The 23,485-nt window shown below is 38.7% G+C and carries 21 protein-coding genes; 14 read left to right on the forward strand and 7 right to left on the reverse strand.

Translation table 11 applies throughout. The features are described from left to right. Positions 1 to 245 precede the first annotated feature (245 nt). Positions 246 to 1,121, forward strand: a complete 876-nt coding sequence (locus tag MHB65_RS12140; protein WP_342443662.1) for a site-specific integrase — start codon at positions 246 to 248, stop codon at positions 1,119 to 1,121. A gap of 43 nt (positions 1,122 to 1,164) precedes the next feature. Here the strand turns inward: MHB65_RS12140 and MHB65_RS12145 are convergent, their stop codons facing one another. From MHB65_RS12145 to MHB65_RS12155, 3 genes are all read right to left on the reverse strand, one after another. Further along, positions 1,165 to 2,019: a transglutaminase family protein gene (locus MHB65_RS12145; protein WP_342443663.1), complete on the reverse strand. Its 855-nt coding sequence runs from the start codon at positions 2,017 to 2,019 to the stop codon at positions 1,165 to 1,167. A 61-nt stretch (positions 2,020 to 2,080) separates the two neighbouring features. Then, the gene (locus MHB65_RS12150; protein WP_342443664.1) at positions 2,081 to 3,046 is read right to left on the reverse strand and encodes an alpha-E domain-containing protein; all 966 of its coding nucleotides are present in this window, start codon (positions 3,044 to 3,046) and stop codon (positions 2,081 to 2,083) included. Further along, a complete protein-coding gene (locus MHB65_RS12155) occupies positions 3,000 to 4,490 on the reverse strand; it encodes a circularly permuted type 2 ATP-grasp protein (protein WP_342443665.1) in 1,491 nt (496 codons plus the stop codon). The genes MHB65_RS12150 and MHB65_RS12155 overlap by 47 nt, the downstream gene beginning before the upstream one ends. Before the next feature lie 76 nt (positions 4,491 to 4,566). On the opposite strand from MHB65_RS12155, the gene MHB65_RS12160 reads away from it, so the two are divergent. The 7 genes from MHB65_RS12160 to proS all read left to right on the forward strand — a co-directional run bounded on the left by MHB65_RS12160 (position 4,567) and on the right by proS (position 11,422). Next, a complete protein-coding gene (locus tag MHB65_RS12160) occupies positions 4,567 to 4,980 on the forward strand; it encodes a hypothetical protein (RefSeq protein WP_205443499.1) in 414 nt (137 codons plus the stop codon). 313 nt (positions 4,981 to 5,293) lie between these two features. Next, positions 5,294 to 6,256, forward strand: a complete 963-nt coding sequence (locus tag MHB65_RS12165) for a tyrosine recombinase XerC (protein ID WP_205443500.1) — start codon at positions 5,294 to 5,296, stop codon at positions 6,254 to 6,256. A gap of 57 nt (positions 6,257 to 6,313) precedes the next feature. Then, positions 6,314 to 6,808, forward strand: a complete 495-nt coding sequence (locus MHB65_RS12170; RefSeq protein ID WP_342443666.1) for a DinB family protein — start codon at positions 6,314 to 6,316, stop codon at positions 6,806 to 6,808. Positions 6,809 to 6,969: 161 nt separating this feature from the next. After that, the gene (locus MHB65_RS12175; protein WP_155591126.1) at positions 6,970 to 7,119 is read left to right on the forward strand and encodes a transcriptional regulator; all 150 of its coding nucleotides are present in this window, start codon (positions 6,970 to 6,972) and stop codon (positions 7,117 to 7,119) included. 217 nt (positions 7,120 to 7,336) lie between these two features. Then, complete coding sequence (locus tag MHB65_RS12180) at positions 7,337 to 7,507, forward strand: hypothetical protein (protein WP_016992674.1); 171 nt, start codon at positions 7,337 to 7,339, stop codon at positions 7,505 to 7,507. Between the two features lie 391 nt (positions 7,508 to 7,898). After that, the gene (locus MHB65_RS12185; protein ID WP_342443667.1) at positions 7,899 to 9,617 is read left to right on the forward strand and encodes an EAL domain-containing protein; all 1,719 of its coding nucleotides are present in this window, start codon (positions 7,899 to 7,901) and stop codon (positions 9,615 to 9,617) included. Between the two features lie 368 nt (positions 9,618 to 9,985). Beyond that, positions 9,986 to 11,422, forward strand: a complete 1,437-nt coding sequence (gene proS, locus MHB65_RS12190) for a proline--tRNA ligase (protein WP_342443668.1) — start codon at positions 9,986 to 9,988, stop codon at positions 11,420 to 11,422. A 42-nt stretch (positions 11,423 to 11,464) separates the two neighbouring features. Here proS and MHB65_RS12195 read toward each other — a convergent pair whose 3' ends face one another. Then, positions 11,465 to 11,926, reverse strand: a complete 462-nt coding sequence (locus tag MHB65_RS12195) for an NUDIX hydrolase (RefSeq protein WP_342443669.1) — start codon at positions 11,924 to 11,926, stop codon at positions 11,465 to 11,467. A gap of 245 nt (positions 11,927 to 12,171) precedes the next feature. Between MHB65_RS12195 and MHB65_RS12200 the strand changes: the two genes are divergently transcribed. The 5 genes from MHB65_RS12200 (at position 12,172) to MHB65_RS12220 (ending at position 18,153) form a co-directional block, all read left to right on the forward strand. Continuing rightward, complete coding sequence (locus MHB65_RS12200) at positions 12,172 to 12,858, forward strand: diphthine--ammonia ligase (protein ID WP_342443670.1); 687 nt, start codon at positions 12,172 to 12,174, stop codon at positions 12,856 to 12,858. 191 nt (positions 12,859 to 13,049) lie between these two features. After that, on the forward strand, positions 13,050 to 13,376 hold the full coding sequence (locus MHB65_RS12205; RefSeq protein ID WP_205443508.1) for a metalloregulator ArsR/SmtB family transcription factor: 327 nt from the start codon (positions 13,050 to 13,052) through the stop codon (positions 13,374 to 13,376). Next, positions 13,373 to 13,783, forward strand: a complete 411-nt coding sequence (locus tag MHB65_RS12210) for an SRPBCC domain-containing protein (RefSeq protein WP_205443510.1) — start codon at positions 13,373 to 13,375, stop codon at positions 13,781 to 13,783. Before MHB65_RS12205 ends, MHB65_RS12210 begins: the two co-directional genes overlap by 4 nt. Before the next feature lie 103 nt (positions 13,784 to 13,886). Next, complete coding sequence (locus MHB65_RS12215; protein WP_342443671.1) at positions 13,887 to 17,057, forward strand: ATP-binding cassette domain-containing protein; 3,171 nt, start codon at positions 13,887 to 13,889, stop codon at positions 17,055 to 17,057. A gap of 145 nt (positions 17,058 to 17,202) precedes the next feature. Further along, positions 17,203 to 18,153 carry a nucleoside hydrolase gene (locus tag MHB65_RS12220; RefSeq protein WP_342443672.1) on the forward strand — a complete coding sequence of 317 codons (951 nt, stop codon included), beginning with the start codon at positions 17,203 to 17,205 and terminating at the stop codon, positions 18,151 to 18,153. Position 18,154: 1 nt separating this feature from the next. On the opposite strand, the gene MHB65_RS12225 is transcribed toward MHB65_RS12220, so the two are convergent. Genes MHB65_RS12225 through MHB65_RS12235 form a run of 3 tightly spaced genes read right to left on the reverse strand, consistent with a single transcriptional unit; the run spans position 18,155 to position 21,924 of the window. Then, positions 18,155 to 19,279 (reverse strand): Ger(x)C family spore germination protein, encoded by a 1,125-nt coding sequence (locus MHB65_RS12225; protein ID WP_342443673.1) that lies wholly within the window; start codon positions 19,277 to 19,279, stop codon positions 18,155 to 18,157. Beyond that, a complete protein-coding gene (locus MHB65_RS12230; protein ID WP_342443674.1) occupies positions 19,266 to 20,387 on the reverse strand; it encodes a GerAB/ArcD/ProY family transporter in 1,122 nt (373 codons plus the stop codon). The genes MHB65_RS12225 and MHB65_RS12230 overlap by 14 nt, the downstream gene beginning before the upstream one ends. A gap of 16 nt (positions 20,388 to 20,403) precedes the next feature. After that, a complete protein-coding gene (locus MHB65_RS12235) occupies positions 20,404 to 21,924 on the reverse strand; it encodes a spore germination protein (protein ID WP_342443675.1) in 1,521 nt (506 codons plus the stop codon). A gap of 420 nt (positions 21,925 to 22,344) precedes the next feature. On the opposite strand from MHB65_RS12235, the gene MHB65_RS12240 reads away from it, so the two are divergent. Next, a complete protein-coding gene (locus tag MHB65_RS12240) occupies positions 22,345 to 23,229 on the forward strand; it encodes a GNAT family N-acetyltransferase (RefSeq protein WP_342443676.1) in 885 nt (294 codons plus the stop codon). Positions 23,230 to 23,485: the final 256 nt, after the last annotated feature.

Consider the following 23,485-nt stretch of genomic DNA (forward strand, 5'->3'; position numbering starts at 1 on the left):
AGCATTTATTGTACTACAACAGGGGAGCGGAATTTACTATTGTAAGAAAGTAAAAATTATGAGAAACTACTTTAGGAACATATGTTTCTTCATTACGTAAGGGGCATTTGAATGGTAGAAGCGGGTTCATGTTGTGAAAATACAGATTATCCGACATTACAATAGTATAAAATGAATTTGAACCTACGCACCCAAAATATAGTAAAATAAAAACAACACACGCAAAGCAATCAAGGAGGGGCAATATGGTCACACTCAAGGAAGCATGGAATAGCTACGCATTGCTGCTACAATCATTGAAAAAAAGTGCTGCCACAAAAAAACAATACAATATGGATGGGCAGCAATTTTTAACATTCGCCCATGAGCAAAACTACTTGTATGTGGACCATCAATTGAAAAATTTATTACAGCTCTATTGCGACTATTTAAAGGAAACCTACAGTAATATCAACACGTTTAATCATAAAATAGCGACATTGCGAGGCTTTGTAGATTTTATTTTTTTACGAGAATGGGTGGAGCCTTTTGATTATCAGCATATTTTGCAGCCGAAAAAAAGACAAAAAGAGGCACTGCAAGTACTGACAAATAAACAGGTCATGCAAATTGTCAACGTATGGCCAACCTATTTTCAATATGCTAAAACGCAGGAGCATGCATGGCTGGCAAGACGCAATGGCTGTATCGTTCAAGTGTTGATGGAAACGGGTTGTAAGCCCGCTGAGCTCGTCCGCATGAAATGGGCTCACTTGAATGAAGAGAAAGCGACCCTTTTTATAGCTAATCGAAATGGACGTCGAGAAATTAAGTGTTCGCCCATCCTCATGGACATGCTAACACAGTATAAAAAAGAGACGACCCATTTACATGAGCAAGAGGTAGGGGAATGGGTTTGGGTAAGCGAGGCGAGTTTAGCGAAGCCGATTACGACGAAGACAATTGAACGCATTTTCCAAACGATGGCTCAAGATATAGGGAAGAATATAAGAGCAACTGATTTGCGTTATACTGTCATGCAACGGGCATTTCAGCAGGAAAAAACGCTGGAGCATATTCAACAAGAAATGGGCTATGTACGGAAATGGGTGCTAACAGAAAGACAGCAGCGCCTCGAATAAAGGCGTGCAGTAATCGCGATTTATCACCATCACTGCACGCCTTTTATAAATGATTCAATGCTTTGACATTCACTTTGACTGTTAAATCATGCTTGCCTCCAGAATATACACCTTCCACAGGGCTAATGTCACTATAATCGCGACCAATACATAAAATAATATGATTTTCCAATACTTCCACATTATTCGTGGGATCAAGACCAATCCAGCCAATACCCGGAATCATGACTTCTACCCAAGCATGTGTTGCAATATCACCAATGAGGGCTGAGTTTTCATCGACATATAGATAGCCACTGACATAGCGAGCTGGAATTCCTTTAGCCCGTAAAACAGCCAGCATAACATGGGTGAAATCCTGACAAACACCCCGTTTTAATGCAAATGCCTCACTTGCCGATGTCGTTACATTTGTCGCTGTCGGATCATACTCAAAGCTAGAATATAAATATTGCATTAAATTAAGCGAAAAGAGCACAGGATTTTCAGCATGACCGATCGCATGATAAACTTCCTCTAGCTGCTGCTCTGTCATAAATGTAAAATGTGTTGCTTTTAAATACGGTAAGTAATGCTCATAGAATAGCTGCGAGTGAAAAATGGTCTGCATTTCGGGTGAATATTGAATACGATGGATAAATGGCGCACGCTGAATACTCACAATCGAAGATGTATGAATTTCTAGTATTTGATGCTGCTCTGGTATATAAAAAGAACCAACTGTATTGCCCCAAATATCCGTATGCTCACGGGTCAGGGAGGACGGCGTAATGGCAATTCGATAGGATAATAATCGCTGACGCTCATCACTACGCGGCTTTAAACGAATGGTATTTAAGCTTTGATCGACTTCAGACTCATATTGAAAAATATTTGTATGCTGAATTTCAAATTTCATCGTGTCCGCTTCCTTCTGCTTACTGACTTGCCTGTTGAAAGGGAGCTGTGGTGAATTCCTTTCAAGGTTGTACGCTGGGTTCATATAAATGATAGATTGTCGAAAAGGCATCACTAAACGCCATACATTGAGACAATCTTTCCTCCATCATTGTTATGGTTTCCTCAATAGTCATTTGCCAAAAATCAATATGATCGATTGCAAGAACTAGGCTACTAATATCCGATTGAAGCGTTAATAATCGTGAGGATAAAGAATCATGTTCAATAGCCGTTATAGCTTCTTCTATTTTCTTTACACAAAACTTCACAGAACATGGGAAATGCTCATCTTGGACTAAATAGCGAATGACCGTCAATAAATCGGTGTGACGATGCTTCCGCATGAAAGATTCTCTCGCTGCGGTAAGTTCCAATAAAAAGGTACCATCATCCTCTAACTGCGACATACCTGTCAGCTTTTGTTGTTCTACGATAATAACAATCATCCGCATGGTTTTTTCTGCTCGTTCAAGCCATTTGCCGACCTGCATAAAATAGAAGGGAAGATCGCGATCCATCGTGCCTTCAATCAACCCTGTCTCCATCCATAAAGTCTTTCGTACGTCCTGTAAAAAACCTTGGAGCTCAATGAGTGGAATTGGTCGTTCTCTTTTTAGTATGGACTGTTGCTTCGTTAAATAAAAGGCATTTTGAATTTCCCATAGTTCCGTTGGCATACTATCACGTGTAACCCGTGCATTTTCCCGAATCGCACGTAATGTGGCATGAAGGGCATTACCGTTTTTCTCAGAAAATAGAAGATAGTCAATCAAAGGATTGACACGTATCGTTGAATAATTTGCTAAATACTCCTCCTTAGAGGCACAAATATTTAAAACAGCCTCCCAATGATCAATATAATCATGTTCTTGCCCTGATTGCTCCAACATATTCAACAGCTGTACCTGTAATATATGTGCATTTGTTTGTGTGCGTTCACTATAACGTGCCATCCAGTACAACGCGTCGGCTACTCGACTTAGCATGCTGCCATTCCTCCTTTAAAATCCACGTATCCTTTGCACCGCCACCTTGAGATGAATTCACAACAAGGGACCCTTCTTGTAGTGCCACTCTGGATAAACCACCAGGCAACACATAGCAATCCTCACCCTTCATAACATAGACACGTAAATCAACATGGCAAGGATAAAATCGTCCATTCTGGAAGGCAGGCGCTCTGGATAATTTAATCGTTGGTTGTGCAATGTACTGATAGGGATGCTCTATAATTTTTTGCTTAAACAAGGCAATCTCTTCCTTACTAGCATGTGGACCAATTAGCATATCATAGCCACCAGAGGCTCCCACATTTTTAATGACCAGCTCGTCAATATGCTCTAGCACCCATTCACGCTGACTGTCATCTCCTAGATGGTAGGTTTTCACATTCGGTAGAATCGGCTCTTCCTGTAAATAATAGCGAATCATCTCAGGTACATAGGCATACATCGCTTTATCATCTGCCACACCATTTCCCACGGCATTCAAGATTGCCACATGACCTGCTTGATAGGCTGCCATTAAATGCGGAACACCTAATAAAGAATCCTCACGAAATACGGTAGGATCTAAAAAATCATCATCAATTCGACGATAAATAATATCGATTTGCTGTAGGCCATAGATGGTTTTCATATAGACTTTCAAATCCTGTACGACTAAATCGCGGCCTTCAACGAGCTGGATGTTTAAATGCTGGGCTAAAAAGACATGATCGTAATACGCTGAATTGTACATGCCTGCTGTCAGTAGCACAGCTTTAGGCTCTCGCTCCGCTTGCATGGAAGGTGGACGATGCGCAAGAAGTGCTTTTTTCATGCAAGCCATATGTTTATCAAGTGGTCGTATCGTATGCTTGGAGAAAAATTCTGGGTATACTTCCTTCATCACATCCCGATTTTCAAAGACATAGGAAATACCAGAAGGGTTGCGTAAATTATCTTCAAGCACATGATAATCTCCTTTTTCATCCCGAATTAAATCAATCCCTGCTAAAAATATATGATTCCCAATTGGTACATGAAGCCCCTTCATGGTTGGTGTGAAATACGGATTATTTTCGACAAGCTGTTTCGGAATAAGACCGTCTTGAATGATCATTTGCTGCCCGTAGACATCCTGTAAAAATAAGTTCAGAGCTTCCACACGTTGTTTAACACCTGCTTCAATCATAGCCCACTTCGTTTGAGGAATAATGATAGGCACACAATCAAAGGGCATGGTACGCTCCGTTCCGTCTTGTGCACCATACACCGTAAAGGTAATTCCTTGTCTGAGAAAGCTCGCTTGTGCTTGTCGGTATTTTTCTTCAAGTTGCTCCTGCGAAAAAAAGGATAGCTTATGATGAAAAGATCGGTAGTGAGGCTTTGGCTTATTGCCGTCAAACATTTCATCGAAAAACAGACTAGAATCATATAAATTCATCATATGGATCGCCTCCGAATTCAAGTAGTAGTGAAAACATGTTACACTGTGAATAAATACATAAAAGGAGCTAACAACCATGACCATCATTAATTTAATGCAAGCGTATGAATTAGATAAACTATCCAAATTAAATTTATCAGACGAGGAGATTTTACGAGCTTTACGTTCGGGGGATGTATCAGCTTGGCAAGAACAAGTACCAAACTATGAATTTAGTGAGACAATGGCTCTTTATCAGGAAGGGGAACAACAGTTCTTAGATGCATACCATGGCCATTATCGAATCAAGTATGTAACATTACCAGGCATCCAACGTTTATTGCAGCTACGCTTTCAATTAGAAGAAGGGAAGGATTACCAACTATTAGAAACAGGTATCCAGCATTTAACGTGTGATGAGGAGACAGTCACAAGACTTCAGCAAATGTTATCGACAAACTGGTCACTCACAAAACAAGAGGATGGGAACTATTCAGTTTTTGTAAAATAATACCATGCACGTTGTGAGACGAATTGACATGGACAGTTACCCATCTACTGTTTTTTCAAAGCGTCTCATAAAACAAATAAAGTCTACTAGATTTTAATATTCATTTACCGTGGACTTTATGCCTAAAATCCTATAACTGTCACAAAATAGTTGAAACAAAACCCTCTTTTATAAAAAGAGGTTTTTTTATTGCGCTCATACAGAACATTTGTTCTACAGTGCGAAAAAGGGCATTTTTTTTTCAATAAAGTTCCCAAATTTATATTTGGGAACGTTTTTTCATGGTAAAATAGAGCAAATAGAGGTGATAAGCATGCAAAAAACGAAGCAACCAAAATTCATGAAGGATTTTCTTGTCTATTTAACGACCATTAAAGGAAAGTCTCAGCGTACAAGAAAAGAATATGAATATGACCTGACCTTATTTTTTCGCTTCCACAAAGCTGTTCAAGAAGATTTGAATATAGAGAATTTAGCTGCCATTGATATTAGCACTATTACAATAGAAGAAATCCGTGAAATGACATTAGAGGATCTTTATTTATTCATGGAATATTGTGAGGTACAGCGAGGCAATTCTGCCGCTGCAAGAGCACGAAAAGTGGCGACTTTAAAATCCTTTTTTAAATATCTAAAAGGCAAACGTCGACTCATTGAGGAAAATCCGGCAGATGAATTAGAGACACCGAAGATAGGCAAAAAAAGACCTATCTATATGAACCTCCAGGAAGCGACACAGTTTATAGATGGAATTAAGAGCAATCAGGCATCCCCAAGAAATTATTGCATGATGATGTTTTTCTTGAATTTAGGCATTCGCGTCACTGAGCTATGTCAGCTCAATAAGACATCCATTCAAGGACGTTATTTAACCGTAATTGGGAAGGGCAACAAAGAGCGCACTGTCTATTTAAATGATAGCTGTATGCAGGCACTTGCTGACTATGAAAACTGTGGGAAGACACCCTATAAAGGAGAAGGCGAGGAGCCCCTTTTTGTATCACAAAAGGGAACACGCTTTACACGTCAAACCGTTGCCAAAATCGTTAAACGCATTAATCAGCAGTCAGGTCTTCAAAAAGAACGACTTACGCCACACAAGCTACGTCATACATCCGCGACGATGATGTATAAAGCAGGGGCAGATATCCGCAGTTTACAACATATTTTAGGGCATTCTAGTGTCGCAACCACGCAAATTTATACGCATATTGAAGATGAGCAGCTGCAGCATGTCTTAGAAAATAATCCTTTTAATATTGTTCGAGAAAGATGATTTTGCTTACCTGTATCGAATATATAGAAGAACGCCTAATGAAAGGGGTAGCTTAGGATGTCAAACGTCAAAGATCATCTCGATGCCACAAGAACACAATTGCTTCAGAAGATTGACACATTAGATGATACAGCCTTTAATAGGAAACCAGATGCACAAAGCTGGAGTGTAGCACAAATCTGTCATCATCTTGTATTAGTAGAGGAAGCAACGAGAAAAGCCATTGCTTGGGGATTAAAAGCCAAGGAAAATTCAACGCCTGCTCGAAAAAATGTTCAGCTCATTTTAGATCGGACAAAAAAAATCCAGGCTCCATCGATTGTAGAGCCGACAGAACAACCTTTTACCGTTCAAGTCATGCAGGATTTACTCGCCACAACAAGAAAGAACCTCCTCGCCTTTTTACAAACAATCGAGGAACCTGAAGTATTAGCTAAGCGCGCTGTCCAGCACCCAGCTTTGGGGGAATTACCACTGGATCAATGGATTGAAATGGTCTATTTGCACGAGCAACGTCATATCGAGCAATTACAAGAAATCGTTAGAGAATAGCAAGTATCAAGGGAATTTGGCCACAAGGGGTGAGCTAAATTCCTTTTATTGTTATTCAATTTTTCTGTTATAATCTCTTGACGTGTCATATAATCTGTTATATATTAAATAAAAATAATAACAACTGTTATAAAACAGATTCGTTAGAGGAGGAATTTTAAATGTCAAAGTATCGTGATGGTTATGAATTTTATTGTGAAATGTGTGAGCGCTATGGATTAGAAGCAATTTCTTTTCGTTACTATGTACTACAATTATCACAGCAACAACTTTCAGCTTACAATATGCAAGCAAAACAATTAGGAATTTAAAAGGATGTGATTATGACGGAAGCCGCCGTGAATATTTTATGAAAAGCCCAGCCATACTAAATAAAATGGTCTGGGCTTTCGTGATTTCAGTAAGAAATTTCAGATAATTTATTGACAAGTATCGCAGTCTGTTATATATTTTAAAACAAATAATATTTCTGTTATATAACAAAATAAACTAGACGTATAGTAACGAATGTGAAAGGAAGTTATGAGGATGACAGATTATCGAGAAGGTTATGAATTTTATCGCCAAGTTTGTGAGGAGCATGGGCTAGAGCCTATTAATTTTCACTATTACATTTTAAATTTATCGCAAGAGCAGTTAGATGCCTACAACAAGCAGGCGAAATCAACAGGGGGTTCAATAGAATATGAGGTCTCTTAACATCTAAAATGCCTTACTTCCTATGTGGGACAGTAAGGCATTTTACTTTAACAAAAATTTTACATAACATCAAAACGCAAAATATAAAACTTTAATGTTTTGTATTAAAAAGATAAATAGCCTAAATAAACTATTTACATTAGTTCAAAAGTATCAAAAAACTATATTTTTAGACAATTTCAAGGTGTTAATATCCACTAAATTTTGTCTGTTTTATTAAAAACTATCAAATGTAGCTTTGAATGTTTTTGAGATTTGGGTTGAATTAACTGCTTTTCTAAGACTATAATATAATTACATAAAAAAGGGCGATATACCACAACTTTATACCTCGCTGTAAGATAAAGCAAAAGTACCAAACCCTTCATATTTTAATGAATGGAGAATGAAAATGATGAATATCACGCCTAGTAGTATTAATCAAATGAACTACAGTCTAAAAGAATTACAAGATATCTTTTCCGCCATGAATAGTTCCATCATTGTAGCGATTACAGATCGCACCGGAAAAATTACTTTTGTTAATGATCATTTTTGTAAAATTTCCAAGTATACGCGTGAAGAATTAGTTGGCCAAGATCACCGTTTACTAAATTCAGGCTTTCATCCTAAATCTTTCTTTAGAGAGATGTGGAAAACAATCGGTAATGGCGATATGTGGAATGGCGAGGTGTGCAATCGTGCGAAAGATGGCAGTTTATATTGGGTGAAAACAACGATTATCCCGTTCCTAGATGAAAAGGGAAAGCCTTATCAATATATTGCCATTCGCGTAGATATTACAGCGCAAAAGGACATTAAAAAAATTACTCACATTGCCTATCATGATGAACTAACAGGGCTACCAAATCGTCGCAAATTAGAACAGCGTTTAGAAAATGAATTTCATCAATCTCGACGTACAGGAGAGAAGTTTGCGTTATTTTTCATTGATGTGAATCGTTTCAAACACATTAACGACGGACTTGGGCATATTATCGGCGATATGTTTTTAGTGGAAATGTCGAATCGTCTGCGCAATATTGATCATACATCAAATTCTTTCTATCGCCACAATAGCGATGAATTTGTCATGATTTTAAATGACGTCAGTCGCATTGAGGAAATGGCTAAGGAAATTATTAGCGTCTTCAATGAAAGCTTTATTGTCGACACCTATGAATTTTATGCAAGTATCAGCATCGGCATCAGTATATTCCCAGATCATGCAAACTCCGTAGAAGAATTATTGAAAAACGCAGATATTGCTATGTATGCAGCAAAATCTACACGAGGCAATCAATATCGCCTGTATCGTGACAATATGGATGAGGCCAATGATAAATGGCTTTTATTAGAAACGAAATTACATCAAGCATTAAAACAGGATCGTCTAGAATTACATTATCAGCCTAAAATAGACCTAAAAACAGATTCTGTCATTGGTATGGAGGCATTGCTACGCTGGTACGACCCTGAATTAGGGCATATTCCGCCAGATCGTTTTATTCCATTTGCGGAGGATTGCGGACTGATTAATGATATCGGTGTCTGGGTTTTACGTAAAGCATGTGCACAAGCTCGTCTTTGGAATGAATCACATGAATTATCCTTGCGAGTAGCCGTGAATATTTCGCCCATTCATATTAGCATAGGCGGCTTTGTTGATATGGTGCGTGGTGTCATTGCAGAAACAGGCATTGACCCTAATTTATTAGAAATTGAAATTACCGAGATGAGTATGCTTGATTATACGGAAGATTTAATTGATACAATCAAGCAATTACGAGCACTGGGTATTACTATTTCATTAGATGATTTCGGGACGGGCTATTCATCGCTAAACTACTTAAAAAAATTCCCGGTGGATGTGCTTAAAATAGATCGTGCCTTTGTCCGTGATATTGTGCCTGAAAAATCGGGAATCGCCATGATTTCGGCCATGATTTCATTAGCCCATGCCTTAAACCTACAAGTAGTAGCTGAGGGTGTGGAGGAGGAAGCTGAATTAAACGTACTGCGTGAGCACGGCTGTGAATATGTGCAGGGCTATTATTTCAGTAAGCCTTTATCGGTAGGAGAGTTCACGAATCTGATTGTTAATTCTGTCACAAATAAATCCAGTTATTAATTGCTATTCCTGAATGATTTTGCTAAAGTGGGATAAAGTAAAACTGTTAACATGATAGACCATTTGATGATGTGGCCAAGTAAGTAAGAATTGTGAAACAGAAAATATAGCAACTGCTGAGAGCTATATCACCGCTTCTTGACTGAACACCTACCACGGAGATGTTATGCAAACATAACCGAGTCGTTTTCGTTACCAAACGTGAGAGGGCTTTAAGTTCTGCTTAAAGCTAAATCAAGGTGGTACCACGTCATTCCAGCACAAAGACGTCCTTATTCAGAGGACAGCTTTGTGCTTTTTTTCTTGCTTCAGCTAAATCTTCATACGGGTTGAACAAGTATTCATTTAACAAAATAGGAGGAGAACACATGTCAAAACAACTAGAAGATTTTTCGAAATGGTATATCGAGACCATCCAAAAAGCTGATTTAATGGATTATACACCTGTTCGAGGCTGTATCGCCTTTAAGCCAGATGGCTATGAAATTTGGGAGCATATTCAGGAGGAAATGGATCGTCGCTTTAAAGAGACAGGACATCGTAATGCCTATTTCCCAATGCTTATTCCTGAATCCTTCTTTCAAAAGGAAAAGGATCATATTGAAGGATTCTCACCTGAGCTTCCTTGGGTAACTGAGGCAGCAGGAGAACAACTAGAAGAACGGCTAGCCCTTCGTCCAACATCTGAGACGATGATTGGCCATCTTTACTCTAATTGGATTAAAAGCTATCGGGACCTACCAGTGCTGATCAATCAATGGGCAAATGTCTTCCGTTGGGAAAAGAAAACACTGCCTTTTATTCGTACCTCTGAATTTTTATGGCAAGAAGGGCATACAGCACACGTAGATGAAGCAGATGCTCGTCAGGAAACAATGCAAATGCTCGAAATTTATAAAGAAGTGGTGGAACAAGTGCTAGCAATTCCTGTCTATGATGGACAAAAAACCCCTTCTGAGCGTTTCGCAGGGGCTGTCGATACGTACTCTATTGAGGCGATGATGAAAAACGGCAAGGCTGTGCAAGCAGGAACATCGCATTATTTAGGAACAAAATTTGCAGAAGCCTTTAACATCAAGTATTTAACTAAAGCGAACCAGCACGAATATGTTCACACAACATCTTGGGGTACATCTACACGCTTAATTGGTTCAGTTATTATGGTGCATGGTGATGAGCAGGGACTTGTTTTACCTCCACGCATCGCACCAACGCAAGTCGTTTTAATTCCAGTAGGGCCATGGAAAAAGAACCCTCAAATCATGGAGCATTTAGATGAGATTTTCGCTGCCTTAAAAGCGAAGGGGATTCGCGTACGTCTGGATGACTCGGACCAATCACCAGGCTTCAAATTCAATGAATGGGAGCTAAAAGGGGTACCTGTACGTGTTGAATTAGGGCCACGTGACCTAGAAAACAAGCAAGCTTTACTGAAAGCACGTGATGAAGAGGAAAAACGAACAGTCGATTTAGCTACAATTATCACAGCTATTGAAGAAGAGCTAACGACTATGCAAACACGCTTACTAGAAAAAGCTCGTCAATTCCGTGAAGCAAACGCTCATACGACAATTGACACACTTCCACAATTACAACAGCATATTGACACAGCCAAAGACAATGGCACAATCCCAGGCTGGGTAATTGCTGGATGGTGTGGAGAGGATGCGTGCGAGGAAAAAGTGAAGGAAGAAACAAAATACACATCGCGCAATATTCCATTTAATCCACCAACAACGAAAACAACATGTATTGGCTGTGGAAACGAAGCAAAGCATACAGTTTGGTTTGCACAAGCTTATTAATGAACAAAGCCGTATGAACAGAAAGCCCGAACAATGATGTAATTAGTTCGGGTTTTTCATGTTTAGATGGTGAACAATAATATCCTGTGCTTTCTTAACAAGATGAGAAGGTAATGCATCTAAAGAAAAATAGTTTAACGCTAAGCTTTCACCATCTAACGCGGATAGTTGCCCATTTACCTGTTCAGCTAAAAAGACCGCTGTTACGCCAAAGACCTCATCCCCATTTGGATATTTAAAATAATCCTGATGACCTGATAATATGGTTAAAAGCTGAAGATTACTTGCACGTAATCCTGTCTCTTCGTATAATTCTCGTTTCGCTGTTTCTTCAAGCGTTTCCCCTGGCTCCATAGCTCCTCCAGGTAGCCCCCACATTTTATTATCAGAACGAAATTGCAGGAGGACTTCTCTTTCCTCATTTAATACAATGACGGTAGAACCTACTAATATAATAGGCATTGATCCAACTAATTGTCTTAATTTGGTTACATAATCACTCATAGTGCACCCTCCGTTTCTTGCAATCTATCTAAACCTTAACATATATTTCGCCAAATTCTCATCATGATTGTGATAAAATGAAGGGGTGTTTGTTCCTGAAAATTTCCTAAAGAAATAGGAGTATATATGACAACATTACCATGATTAGTCGATCACTACCTCAATATTAAAATCAATCAAGGATTGCCAGCTATTCAAATGGATGACGCTCTAATAGAAGATGAACAGTACAAGGAGACAAGGAAATGACCAACACAACCGACTGGAAACAGAATGCACAAAATCATACATTTATTGCTTCGTTTAGTGGTGGCAAGGATAGTGTTTTAGCTTTATATAAAGCATCACTGGTGGGCCAAGCAATGGGACTCATTGTGATGTTGGAAGAAGAAGGGAAACGTTCAAGGTCCCATGGGATGCCACCTGAGCTTATCCAGGCACAAGCTGACTCTATTGGGCTGCCAGTCTATACAGCTGCGGCAAGTTGGGCCGATTATGAAGAAGTATTTGTAGGACTCTTAGAAAATGCAAAGCAGCAAGGGGCAGAGGTATTAGTGACAGGAGACTTAGATATGCCTGCGCATGGCTGCTGGCATGATGAAGTCACTAAAAGGGTTGGTTTAAAACTAGGCATGCCATTATGGGAGATGAACCATCGAGAGGCTGTCGATGAATTTATGAACCTAGGCTTTGTCACAATGATTGTCACGGTCAACATATCCTTAGGCATGACGGAGGACGATTTAGGACGTGTGCTTACCCCTGAATATGTAAAGGAGCTTGAAGCCCGGAATATCGATCCTTGCGGTGAAGGGGGAGAATTCCATACAACCGTCATTGATGGGCCACTTTTCCGGCAGCCAATTGCGGTGCGCAAATGTTCCATTATAAGAGATGGAGACTACGCATTCTTACCTTTAGAACTGGCTTAAATCAAGATACAAATGAATAATTACCTGAAAGTACAAAGGTTCTTACCTCTGTACTTTTTTGTATTTCAGCTAATTCTACCTTGTATGTATAGAATCCCTATCGCTTTGTCCAAAATAAAAATTGACTGGACACTATTTGGTGTCATATAATTAAGACACCAATCAGTGTCCTATTAGAAAGGGTGGTGGTTTTGAATAACAATCATCAAGAGCGTGACGTTTATGTAGCCATTGCTGACCCAACTAGACGAAAGTTGATCCGTTTATTAGCCGAAGTAGATGAGTTACCGCTTCACGAATTAACCGCTCAATTTGACATGGGGCGTACCGCTGTTTCGAAACATTTAGCCATCCTGAAAGATGCAGGCCTTGTCATTGCTCGTAAGGAAGGGAGAGAGACGAGGTATCGTTTGAATGCAGCTCCATTGAAAGAAATACAAGATTGGGTATCGTTTTATGAAGGATTTTGGAAAGAAAGAATCGCAAAATTACATCTTTTATTGGAGGAAAAAAAATGAAACCAGATGTATCATTAGATTTTAAATTTACAAGCTCCATCGAACAGGTATGGCATGCTTTAACTGATTCAGATACGCTAGCAAAATGGATATGGAGCAATGACTTCCAACCAGTTGTAGGGCATAAATTCCAATTCCGTGCTGAACCAAATGAATGGTGGGACGGCATTGTAGACTGTGAGGTGCTGGAAATAGAAGAGCCTCACAAATTATCTTATACTTGGACAAGTGCTGGCGAGACAACGACAGTTACATGGACATTAACACAGGAAGCAGATGGCTCGACTCAGCTTCATCTAGATCAAGGTGGCTTCAGCGAAGAAACAAAGGCACGTCAAGGAGCAATCGAGGGCGCAACATATGCTTGGACAAATATGAGTGCCCAGCTTGAAAAAGTATTAGCTTAGTGTAAATTAAATGACAACAAGGAGAGCGCAATTCCGTAGCAAGAATTGTGTTCTTTCATTTTCAGTCAAATCTTTTAATTTTCTTAAATGGAAGGATAACTAAATGAAGATTAATGAACTAATTGCCAATAATATCAGCCGTTTAGATGTCGTTTTACCCGAAGATCAATCGTTAGCGATAGCAGGTTTGTCTGGTTCAGGGAAAACGACCTTTTGTCAGACGATTGGGGAAGAATCTAAAAAACGTCTCGTTTCCTTATTGCCAAAGGCTGAATATCAATATTTGTTTCCAAACATTATGGAAACGAACTTCAGTGCCATCAAAATGGAGGATATGCCCCTTGTACTTTTTCTAGGAAAATCCTCAATCTCCAGCAATCCACGCTCCACAATTGGCACGCATACAGGTGTTTTTAAAGAAATTCGTCATCGACTGGCAGATGAGTTTCATCTTTCGCCAGAGATGTTTTCCTTTAACAATGCGTTAGGCTGGTGTCCTGCGTGTAAAGGACGAGGTACAACAAAAAATGTAGAATGTAAAAAATGTTTAGGAAAACGCTATAGCCCAGAAGTGGAGCAACATAAAATCACTTTATGGAATGAACCCTATAGTGTTTCTGATATTCACAATTTAAGTATCGAGGCTATCTATTCCTTATCAGAAGAATTAAATATCAGTGAAGAAAAACAGCATATTCTTCACAATATTATGCAAATGAATATTGGCTACTTAACATTAAATCGCATTATGGGGACATTGTCAGGTGGAGAATTAACAAGACTTTACTTAGCAGAATTCATGGCAACAAGCGAAAACACAGTGATTATTGTCGATGAAATATCTGTGGGCCTTGACCATAACACTTTACTGAAAATTTTAGAGCAAATTCAACAACTCGGTGCTAAAAATCAAATTTGGTTGATTGATCATTCTGATACGGTGTTAGACACAGCAGACAAGCATCTATTCTTTGGACCAGGTAGTGGAAAATACGGTGGGAAAATCGTTGAAGAATCTCCACGACCAAAGCCTATGTATTGGGAGCGAAACCTAGCAGCGCCAATATCCTATTATCAATTCCGAGACCTCCATTGCCGTAATATCCAAATAGACGAGATAGACATTCCTCAAAACCGACTTGTTACCTTTACGGGGGAGTCTGGCTGTGGAAAATCAACGCTTGTCAATGAGTGTATCGCTAAAGATTTTGTCAAACGCTATCCAAAGGACAAACTCGTGATGGTTGGGCAAGATCGAAACCAATCGATTACGAGTCGATCTACTGTGGCAACATTCCTTGATATTAAAAAGAAACTAACAAAATATAGTGAGGACATTGATGATATTTTCCAGCGCTCGATTGAAGATATTATTGATGAACTACCTAATGAAGACATCGCCCATAAACGTTTAAGCTTGTTGATTAAGCTTGGACTAGGCTATTTAACACTTGAAAGAAAAACGCAATCCCTGTCGACTGGTGAATTCCAATGTGTGCATTTAGTCTCAGAGTTATTTGCCAACTCGCGTAATCCACATACATTATTTATTTTTGACGAGCCTTCTAAAGGGCTATCTCAAAATATTTTAAACCAGTTCATTGATAGTGTAAGGGACATCCTAGAGGATGAAACCATCTCCATCATGATGATTGAGCATAATGCCTATATGTTGGAAAGCTCAGATTTTGTTGTGGACTTCGGTAGAAGACAGCAGGAGCCTGTAACACATCTTGATGTGACCAGTCATGACGATTATTTTAAGCAGGATAACCATTCAACGGATACAGCTCCATTACAAATTGCCTCTACACTCGCAACACGGAATGGCATTCAATACTTAGAAGACAACCATATTAGCTATTTTAAAAATGCGGAAAATATTTATAAGGGTGGCATCTTAAAAAGCTTATCTTCCATGGCTCGTCTTATTTACGGTGAATACGAATCCAATAAGATTGCCCCTGTTGTTGCCATTGATTTGGAAAGACATTTATATAGCCAATATAGTTTTCTCTATGAAATAGGTGGTCTGATCAATCATATTGTGGCTGCACATCCAACGAATAAGGATACGAGAAGCTTTGATTTTTACAGCCAAGAAAATCATTGTCCTAGCTGCTCTGGTCGATTGGAAATTGAAAAATTCGATTTTGATCTTGTCGTAAAAGACAAAAACGTGCCATTTTGGGACGGTCTCTTACATCCAGACATCATGGAGGTCTTGAAATACTATCAACATGCCAAAATAGTGTTTCTCTTTGAGCAAATAAAAAATGAGCTTGGTCAGGATATCAGTAAAAGCTATCATGACATGACTGAGGAAGAAAAGCATACATTTTTATATGGTTATTGGGAAAAATCCTTTTACGATAAAGCAACGAAATCCTCGAAAAAGTGGGAGGGCTTTAATTTTATCATTGGTCGTTATATCGTGATTTCGAAATCCATTATAAAAGAGCAAATGAAGGAAACAAGAGAAATGGTGCCTTGCCCAATTTGTCATGGCACTGTGCTCAACCACCACAAGAAATTGCGATTTGGGGACACAGATATTCGCGACTTGATTCACCAGCCGCTTGATGAAGTCATTAAAACAGTAGGCAACTTACCACAACTAGAAAAAATCAAAGCCATCGTTGGCGGAGATATGTCACTGCTACAAGATGTGTCCTTATTGCCAAGGGAAACACAGGTATCACTGAAAATGCTGGAATTAGAGCTAGCAAGTTTTGTCGGCTATGAAATCGTGCTACAAAACGCTTTTCCGTTCTGGGACAAAATCAAGGATAATCTAGAGAACATCAGCCGTAAAAATCAAGTAACCATCTGTGATTTTGCTACTATACAGGAGACAAGAGAACATATTATTGACCAATATTTTACGAATGGTAAATACAAAAAACTAACATATGTCTATGAAGCATTTGGCTACAAGAAAATCGTCACCCAAATCAATAAAGTAAAAGCTAGTCATTCCTGTCCATTCTGTAAAGGCAAAAAAGTGCTTTCTGAAGATGGGCTGCATGATGGTGTCCATAAATTAACCGTGCCATGTGTAAGCTGTGGTGCAAGTGGCATTAATGAGGAGGGGCGCAAGGAAATCGTGGATGGCGTTGATGTGGAAACATGGCTAACCGGTACTGTGAGCGATGTGGTAACAGAAGGCTCCAATCTTGAGGCCGTTGCCAATATTCCTATTTTTAATCGTATTCGCGAATTGAATAAACAGGAAATGATGGCAGTCTATCAGTTCCTTCAATCAAATAACTAATTCATCAAACCCATGTGCTTCGGCAAATGGGTTTTCTTTCATTGGACTAGAATGATACACTAATTTTTCCAAAAAAAATCATAATCAATGTCATCTTTGATTACTATAAGGATAACAGTAATGGAAGTAAAAGGGAGGATATTCTTTGGTGAAAAAAGTGCTGTTATTTGGGGATATTGGCATTGATGATACGGTGGCACTAATCTATGCACGGCTCAATCAAGCAATAGAAATTGTGGGACTTGTTGCAGATTACGGCAATGTATCACGAGAAGATGCGGTGTCCAATATTTATTATGTCATGAAGTTGTTTGACTTTCCACGCGGGATTCCCGTAGTTTTAGGAGCAGAAGTACCTTTAACTGGCGAGCAGCCCACCTATTATCCAGAAATTCATGGTGAACGAGGACTTGGACCCATCATACCGAATGATGATCACGAATTAAAAATTGAGAACTTTTTTGAAATCGTCAACATTATTGAAAGGTATAAGGATGATGAGCTGATTATTGTTAATATTGGGCGATTAACCTCACTTGCCACAATGTTCATCCTTTACAAAGAGCTTATGAAAAGCGTGAAGGAATTTTATATTATGGGTGGAGCATTTTGGGTGCCTGGTAATGTGACGACGGTGGCAGAGGCGAATTTTCATGGCGATCCCTTTGCCGTTAATATTGTGCTTACCTATGCAACAAATGTGACAATCATACCATTGAATGCGACGCAAAAGGCCATTGTCACACCTGGGATGGTAGACTATATTGACTCCTTTGGGAAAACAAAAATCCTGAAACCCTTAATGGAATACTATACGCGTTTTTATCAAGAACGGGACCCCTCACTTCTAGGAAGCCCCGTGCATGATGCATTAACCCTAATGGCCATTATTTATCCCGACATGTTCATTTATGAGTCCTATCCTGTATCTGTTGTCGATAAATTAGAAGGGCCTGCAAGGGGGCAAAGTATTGCCGAAACAAGACCTTATGAAAAAAACAACGGCGAAAAAAAACATCGAATTGCCTTTGATCTTCAATATGAACATTTTTTCCATAACTTTTTATCGATCATGACAGGGCAACCATTGCATTAGCTTATTCAAAAACTCCATCTCGTAAGATGATAAAATCAACATTGACATTTACCTTCATGTCTTTATATATCTTATGCCATTTTTCCTTTGTTAGCTTAGCATGTCTTACTTCGCTTCTATATTTCTCACCAAAGCCAAAAATATCAGACTCGACTTCTTGACTATGGGCAATCACTCTACGTACTTCCTTCGATAATTTTTTCTCAATTGCCTTTTCCATGGCTGCCACCGTTTTTGGATCACCTTGGTTAATATCAGGGTACACCTCTAATACTCTTGATTTGATTTTAATGTTCAGGTCAAATGTTGGCGTATCCGCATCGACTAACTTCATTTCTCTTTTCGAATGGATCGCATCAAAGGCTACCGTTATTTTATTTGCAGGCTTTTGAAGAATTTGGGATGGAACATCTTCTTTTTCAAGTACGGTTTCATATAAGCCCACTTTAAACGTATCTCTGACAATCTTTACGTAAAAGCTATCTCTTGCTGGTAGGGAACTGACCATCTTACTACCTTTAAAAAGAGCTATTCCACTTAATTCAATCAACTCTTCATCTCTTTTAATAATCGGCATAGCGAAATCTTTTCCAGATGAATAATAATCATGCGCAATTTGATGGAGTGTAGAGGAAATCATATATTCCTGCTTGACATTTTGTTCGATTAACCTGAAAATATGCTGCCCAATATCCTCGATATTTTGATATTCGTATTTCAATAATGGTTCAGTTTCACCTTCCACAATTGCCATAAAGATCCCATTGCTAACACTAGCGTTTTCTAGGTTTGTATCAATATAGTAACGAAGGTCATTTTTCGCCAGTTCCTCACCAAACAGGATGACCCTCATTTGACCAACCATGATTTTTTTCGAAAGTTTTCGATTGGCTTCCATCCGATTTCCTTTACTCGTATCGTTTTCGGTAGTCAGAATTTCCACATTACTTTGGAATTCAGGATTTACTTCACGAATGACGGCCGTTGTCTTTATTTTATCCTCTGTTCCTACATCATAGCCGACTAAAGTAGTTAATCCGACTTTATCTAAAATATTGGTTTGCGCACATCCATATAAAAAAACAAAGGATAGAAGAATCATCCACCTCCCTCTAAGTTTCTTCATTCTCTTTCACCTTCTTTGATGTGAAGTTCTTCTTTAGTCGTGCAATAGGCCATAGTAAAATAGGGTAGACAAAGATCACGTAAAATGCAATTTGTCCAAATATAGTATTAATCGTATTAATCTGCGTACGGGTTTGAATCAGTAATGTTGCAATCAACACAATGCATGAAAATAGCCAAACAAACATTTTTTCACTTATCGGAAATAAACGAATGGCTCCACGGGATGCAGCCCACAAGTAAAGACATAGATTTGGTAAAATAATCAACATCCAAAAACACACGGCCACAAATTCAAAGCGTTCCATAAAAGGGAAGCTGATAAAGCTAAATAATGTCAAGGTTGCCCATATGGTTTTCAAGAGCTTGCCCTCGCTATAATAAGCAATTGACACCATCATCACCGCTAAATAGATGATGGTTGTAGCTAATAGTCCTAAATGAACAGGTTTCCTAATTTTTTTCTTGTCTTTTACAAAGGGGTAAATCACGTTTAGGATTTCAAAGCCGATAATGGTAAAGGTCATCGATTGTGCTCCTTTTAAAATGGAGCGAATATCATTTTCTAAAATAGGGAATAAACTTTCTGCTGTAGCAAACTTCATGGGAAAGGCTAACATTGGGAAAATCCATAAGGAGAGTACGACACTAAAAAAAGACACCCCCACAATGACTCGAAGTCCTCCCGTAAAGGCATAGATAATAATGATTAGTAAAGTTGCTGACAAAAACCAGGTCTGGATACTTGGAAAGATCCACGCCTGGATAACCTCAATATAATTTCGTAAAACAGAAAAGAACGCTATGGAGCAATAGATGACATAGATCGCATTTAAAAAATTACCAATCCATTTACCAAAAATATCAATTTGGATTCCGTATAGGTCATCAGAGCCGTAGATTTCTAACGTTTTAATCATACAAAATGTAACGATATGTGTGGCAATCCCAGCCAGTAGAACAGAAATCCATGCATCCTGCCTTGCATCCTGATAGATAATGCGTTGAAACCCCTGTATACCCACCCCGACTTGAGCGCCGTGTACCACAAAAAAAAGCAAATAAGCATTGATCATATCTTTAGGGCTAAGTTGTATAGGTTTTGCCATTTATTTCACCTTCAGTTCAACTTTTTTCTGGTTTCACTGGCTCAGGGGCAAATTTATGTTCATCTTTCGGTCTTGTCAAAGCAGGTCTTTTCGATGTTAATGGGACAGGCATTCGAATAATACTATCTCGCATTTCCTTCAACCTTGGTGGGTAGAAAGGAGACATATACGGGGCTCCCAAGCTTGACTGACGTAACAGATGAATAAGAATAAAACAAAAAGCCAACATGATACCATAAAAACCCCAAAATCCGGCAAGTATAATAATAGGGAAGCGAATAAGACGAATCACATTGCCCATCATATAGCTTGGCGATGTGAAAGATGCTAGCGCGCTTAACGCAATGATAATCAATAATATATTACTTGTAATCCCTGCCTGTACAGCTGCGGTTCCAATTACGATACCACCAACGATACCGATCGTTTGTCCAATTTTAGTAGGCAATCTAGCTCCTGCTTCTCTTAGCAATTCAATAATAAATTCAAGGAGCAATGCCTCAAATATGGGCGGAAAAGGAACCAAGGCCCTCGATTCACTTAATGGGACGAGAAAGGCTTGTGGAATCACTTCATAATGAAAGGTTAGAGCAGCTACATAAAAAGGTGTTAAATAAACGGATAAAAAGAACGCAGCCAGTCGTAATAAACGCACAAAGGTAGCAATTTGCCACCTTAAATTTTGATCTTCCTGGCTTTGGAAAAACTCGGTAAATGTTTGAGGGCCAACGATAGCCATCGAGCTTCCATCTACGAGAACGCCCACTTTTCCATCTAAAAGGCCATCACAAAATCTGTCAGGTCTTTCCGTCAAAAGCATTTGAGGGAAAACAGATAATGAATTATCATCAATCATCTCAGCTAATACGGCACTATCGAGCAGCTCATCGATATTAAGATCTGTGATTCGTTGCCGCAATGTTTGGACCATTTGTTCGTTAGCAATGCCACGCATATATAAAAGAGAGACGGAAGTACTTGTCCGTGTGCCGATTTTTACTTTTTCATTACAAAGATTGGGACTCACTATGTAGCGACGAATCAAGGAAATATTGGTTGATAGACTCTCATTAAAACCAACCTGTGTACCAATTACTTGCGATTCATTTTCAGGGGCTGACAAAGCTCTAGACTCTCTGCTAGCAATATTGGCTAAAATAGCTTGTGGGTAACCATCTATGTGAATCACCACAAAACCATTGACCATCGATTCTACTGTTTCCCTTAGTAGACTGGATTGATTGACTTCAGCTACAGAAAGGACCATCTCAATCGCCTCTGGTGTTTCATGCGGTTTACTCTGTAAATTAGCGATAATATCATTATTTAAAGTCTGATCATCAATGAGATTATCGATGTAAATAAGGGTTACGTTTGGTGGAAGAGATTTAATGATTAAATCTGCTGGATGATTCGTAGCATTTTTAATCGATTGAATAAAATGATCTGTGGCATGAGCCACTCTCACAAGGTTTTCTTTAGGTGCCTCTTTGACTGGTGGTGGTTGTTTTTTGCTGAAAGGTAGTTTAAAGTTCATATTGAATGGTAGGCTCCCTTCATTGCTAACTTCGTTTCTAGAATTGGCTTTAAAGGGGTATTCTATACTTATTTCATGTATTTTCATCAAGTAGACATGTCTAACAAATAATGGTAAAATAATAGTATTCTTAAAAACAGAAGGGAGATTTGCCGTTTATGCTAAAACTAATTATCGCAAATTAAATTCCAATGAATTTAATAGGGGGGCCATTCTATAATTTTTTTGAAAATTATAGGGTTTATTTACTATTGCCCTTTTGCGATAAAGAAGAGAAGCATAATGATGTCTAATCCACAGTTATATTGTGTATAACAACGGACTTTATGAGCTTGTTCTCATAGAGTCTTTTTCTGTTTTTAGGAGGTGATAATTCCCATATAAATGAGCGATTGAAACATAAATTTGGAGGGAATAGACGTGGAAAAATACGAGTTAGTTAGTGATTATCGTCACAATGAAAAATTAAAGGCAAGTTTTAATGATTTAGCAATCCAAACATTTGGTTTAGATTTTCGAGACTGGTACAACAAAGGCTATTGGAATGACCAATACATTCCCTATTCATTCGTACAGGATGAAAAAGTCATCGCAAATGCTTCTATAAATAAAATGTCAGTACGAATAAATGGAGAGCGATTAAATGGGATTCAAATTGGTACAGTGATGACTGCTGAACAGTATCGCCATCAAGGCTTAGCGAAACAGTTGATGCAGCATATTCTCAAGGAATATGAGAGTGCCTGTGATTTCATCTATCTTTTCGCCAATGACAGCGTTTTGGATTTTTATCCGAAGTTTGGCTTTACACGCGTTCATGAAAGCGAATTTAGCTTAGACCTTACAAAAAATCCTATTCATTCAAAGAAGGGGGCCAAGGTACGTCAGCTGACAATCGAACAAGATCTCGCACTGTTAGAAAACTATGCAAAAAATCGTCATATAAATTCTAGTATTTTAGCTGTTGAACACAATGAAAGCTTATTAATGTTTTATTTCACTTTAGTATTTCAGCATACCATTTACTATTTAGAAGACGTAGCAGCCATGGTATTAATGGAGGAGGAAGAAGGGGTGTTACATATTTTCGATATCATCTCTTTACAGGCAATTAATATAGAGGCTGTATTAACAAGCATTATTAAGGATACAACCAAAAAAGTAGTATTCTATTTTACACCGGACTTTACAATCGAAGGCATGACAGCCACCATCACGCCGAATGATGACGACGCACTATTTGTCCTAACGAAAAAACCATTGCTACAGGGACATTTTATGTTTCCTTTAACATCCCATTGTTAGGAAGTGTTTCTGAAGGCTGTTTGATCACTTCAAGTTGAAATCGGAGCGCTGTTGATTAAAGAATGAGCGCTTCTAGCTGAAAAGTGAGCGTTTTTGAATAAAGAGTGAGCGCTTTTAGCAAGAATGAGCGCGCTTTTGGATAAAGTATGAGCGACTCCTGTCACATACCATAGCAGCCTTTTTAATAGCTTCTATAGTATTGCTCATATCCATACATTGTTGCAATACGAGTTACTGATGGTGGTGTTGTCAGCGC

This window comes from Lysinibacillus sp. FSL K6-0075, assembly GCF_038592945.1.
GTDB lineage: Bacteria > Bacillota > Bacilli > Bacillales_A > Planococcaceae > Lysinibacillus > Lysinibacillus fusiformis_F.

What these genes read in the sequence shown, in the direction of transcription:
- MHB65_RS12140 (WP_342443662.1), top strand. Translation starts at nt 246, where the DNA reads ATGGTCACACTCAAGGAAGCATGGAATAGCTACGCATTGCTGCTACAA.
- MHB65_RS12145 (WP_342443663.1), bottom strand. Translation starts at nt 2,019, where the DNA reads ATGAAATTTGAAATTCAGCATACAAATATTTTTCAATATGAGTCTGAA.
- MHB65_RS12150 (WP_342443664.1), bottom strand. Translation starts at nt 3,046, where the DNA reads ATGCTAAGTCGAGTAGCCGACGCGTTGTACTGGATGGCACGTTATAGT.
- MHB65_RS12155 (WP_342443665.1), bottom strand. Translation starts at nt 4,490, where the DNA reads ATGATGAATTTATATGATTCTAGTCTGTTTTTCGATGAAATGTTTGAC.
- MHB65_RS12160 (WP_205443499.1), top strand. Translation starts at nt 4,567, where the DNA reads ATGACCATCATTAATTTAATGCAAGCGTATGAATTAGATAAACTATCC.
- MHB65_RS12165 (WP_205443500.1), top strand. Translation starts at nt 5,294, where the DNA reads ATGCAAAAAACGAAGCAACCAAAATTCATGAAGGATTTTCTTGTCTAT.
- MHB65_RS12170 (WP_342443666.1), top strand. Translation starts at nt 6,314, where the DNA reads ATGTCAAACGTCAAAGATCATCTCGATGCCACAAGAACACAATTGCTT.
- MHB65_RS12175 (WP_155591126.1), top strand. Translation starts at nt 6,970, where the DNA reads ATGTCAAAGTATCGTGATGGTTATGAATTTTATTGTGAAATGTGTGAG.
- MHB65_RS12180 (WP_016992674.1), top strand. Translation starts at nt 7,337, where the DNA reads ATGACAGATTATCGAGAAGGTTATGAATTTTATCGCCAAGTTTGTGAG.
- MHB65_RS12185 (WP_342443667.1), top strand. Translation starts at nt 7,899, where the DNA reads ATGATGAATATCACGCCTAGTAGTATTAATCAAATGAACTACAGTCTA.
- proS (WP_342443668.1), top strand. Translation starts at nt 9,986, where the DNA reads ATGTCAAAACAACTAGAAGATTTTTCGAAATGGTATATCGAGACCATC.
- MHB65_RS12195 (WP_342443669.1), bottom strand. Translation starts at nt 11,926, where the DNA reads ATGAGTGATTATGTAACCAAATTAAGACAATTAGTTGGATCAATGCCT.
- MHB65_RS12200 (WP_342443670.1), top strand. Translation starts at nt 12,172, where the DNA reads ATGACCAACACAACCGACTGGAAACAGAATGCACAAAATCATACATTT.
- MHB65_RS12210 (WP_205443510.1), top strand. Translation starts at nt 13,373, where the DNA reads ATGAAACCAGATGTATCATTAGATTTTAAATTTACAAGCTCCATCGAA.
- MHB65_RS12215 (WP_342443671.1), top strand. Translation starts at nt 13,887, where the DNA reads ATGAAGATTAATGAACTAATTGCCAATAATATCAGCCGTTTAGATGTC.
- MHB65_RS12225 (WP_342443673.1), bottom strand. Translation starts at nt 19,279, where the DNA reads ATGAAGAAACTTAGAGGGAGGTGGATGATTCTTCTATCCTTTGTTTTT.
- MHB65_RS12230 (WP_342443674.1), bottom strand. Translation starts at nt 20,387, where the DNA reads ATGGCAAAACCTATACAACTTAGCCCTAAAGATATGATCAATGCTTAT.
- MHB65_RS12235 (WP_342443675.1), bottom strand. Translation starts at nt 21,924, where the DNA reads ATGAACTTTAAACTACCTTTCAGCAAAAAACAACCACCACCAGTCAAA.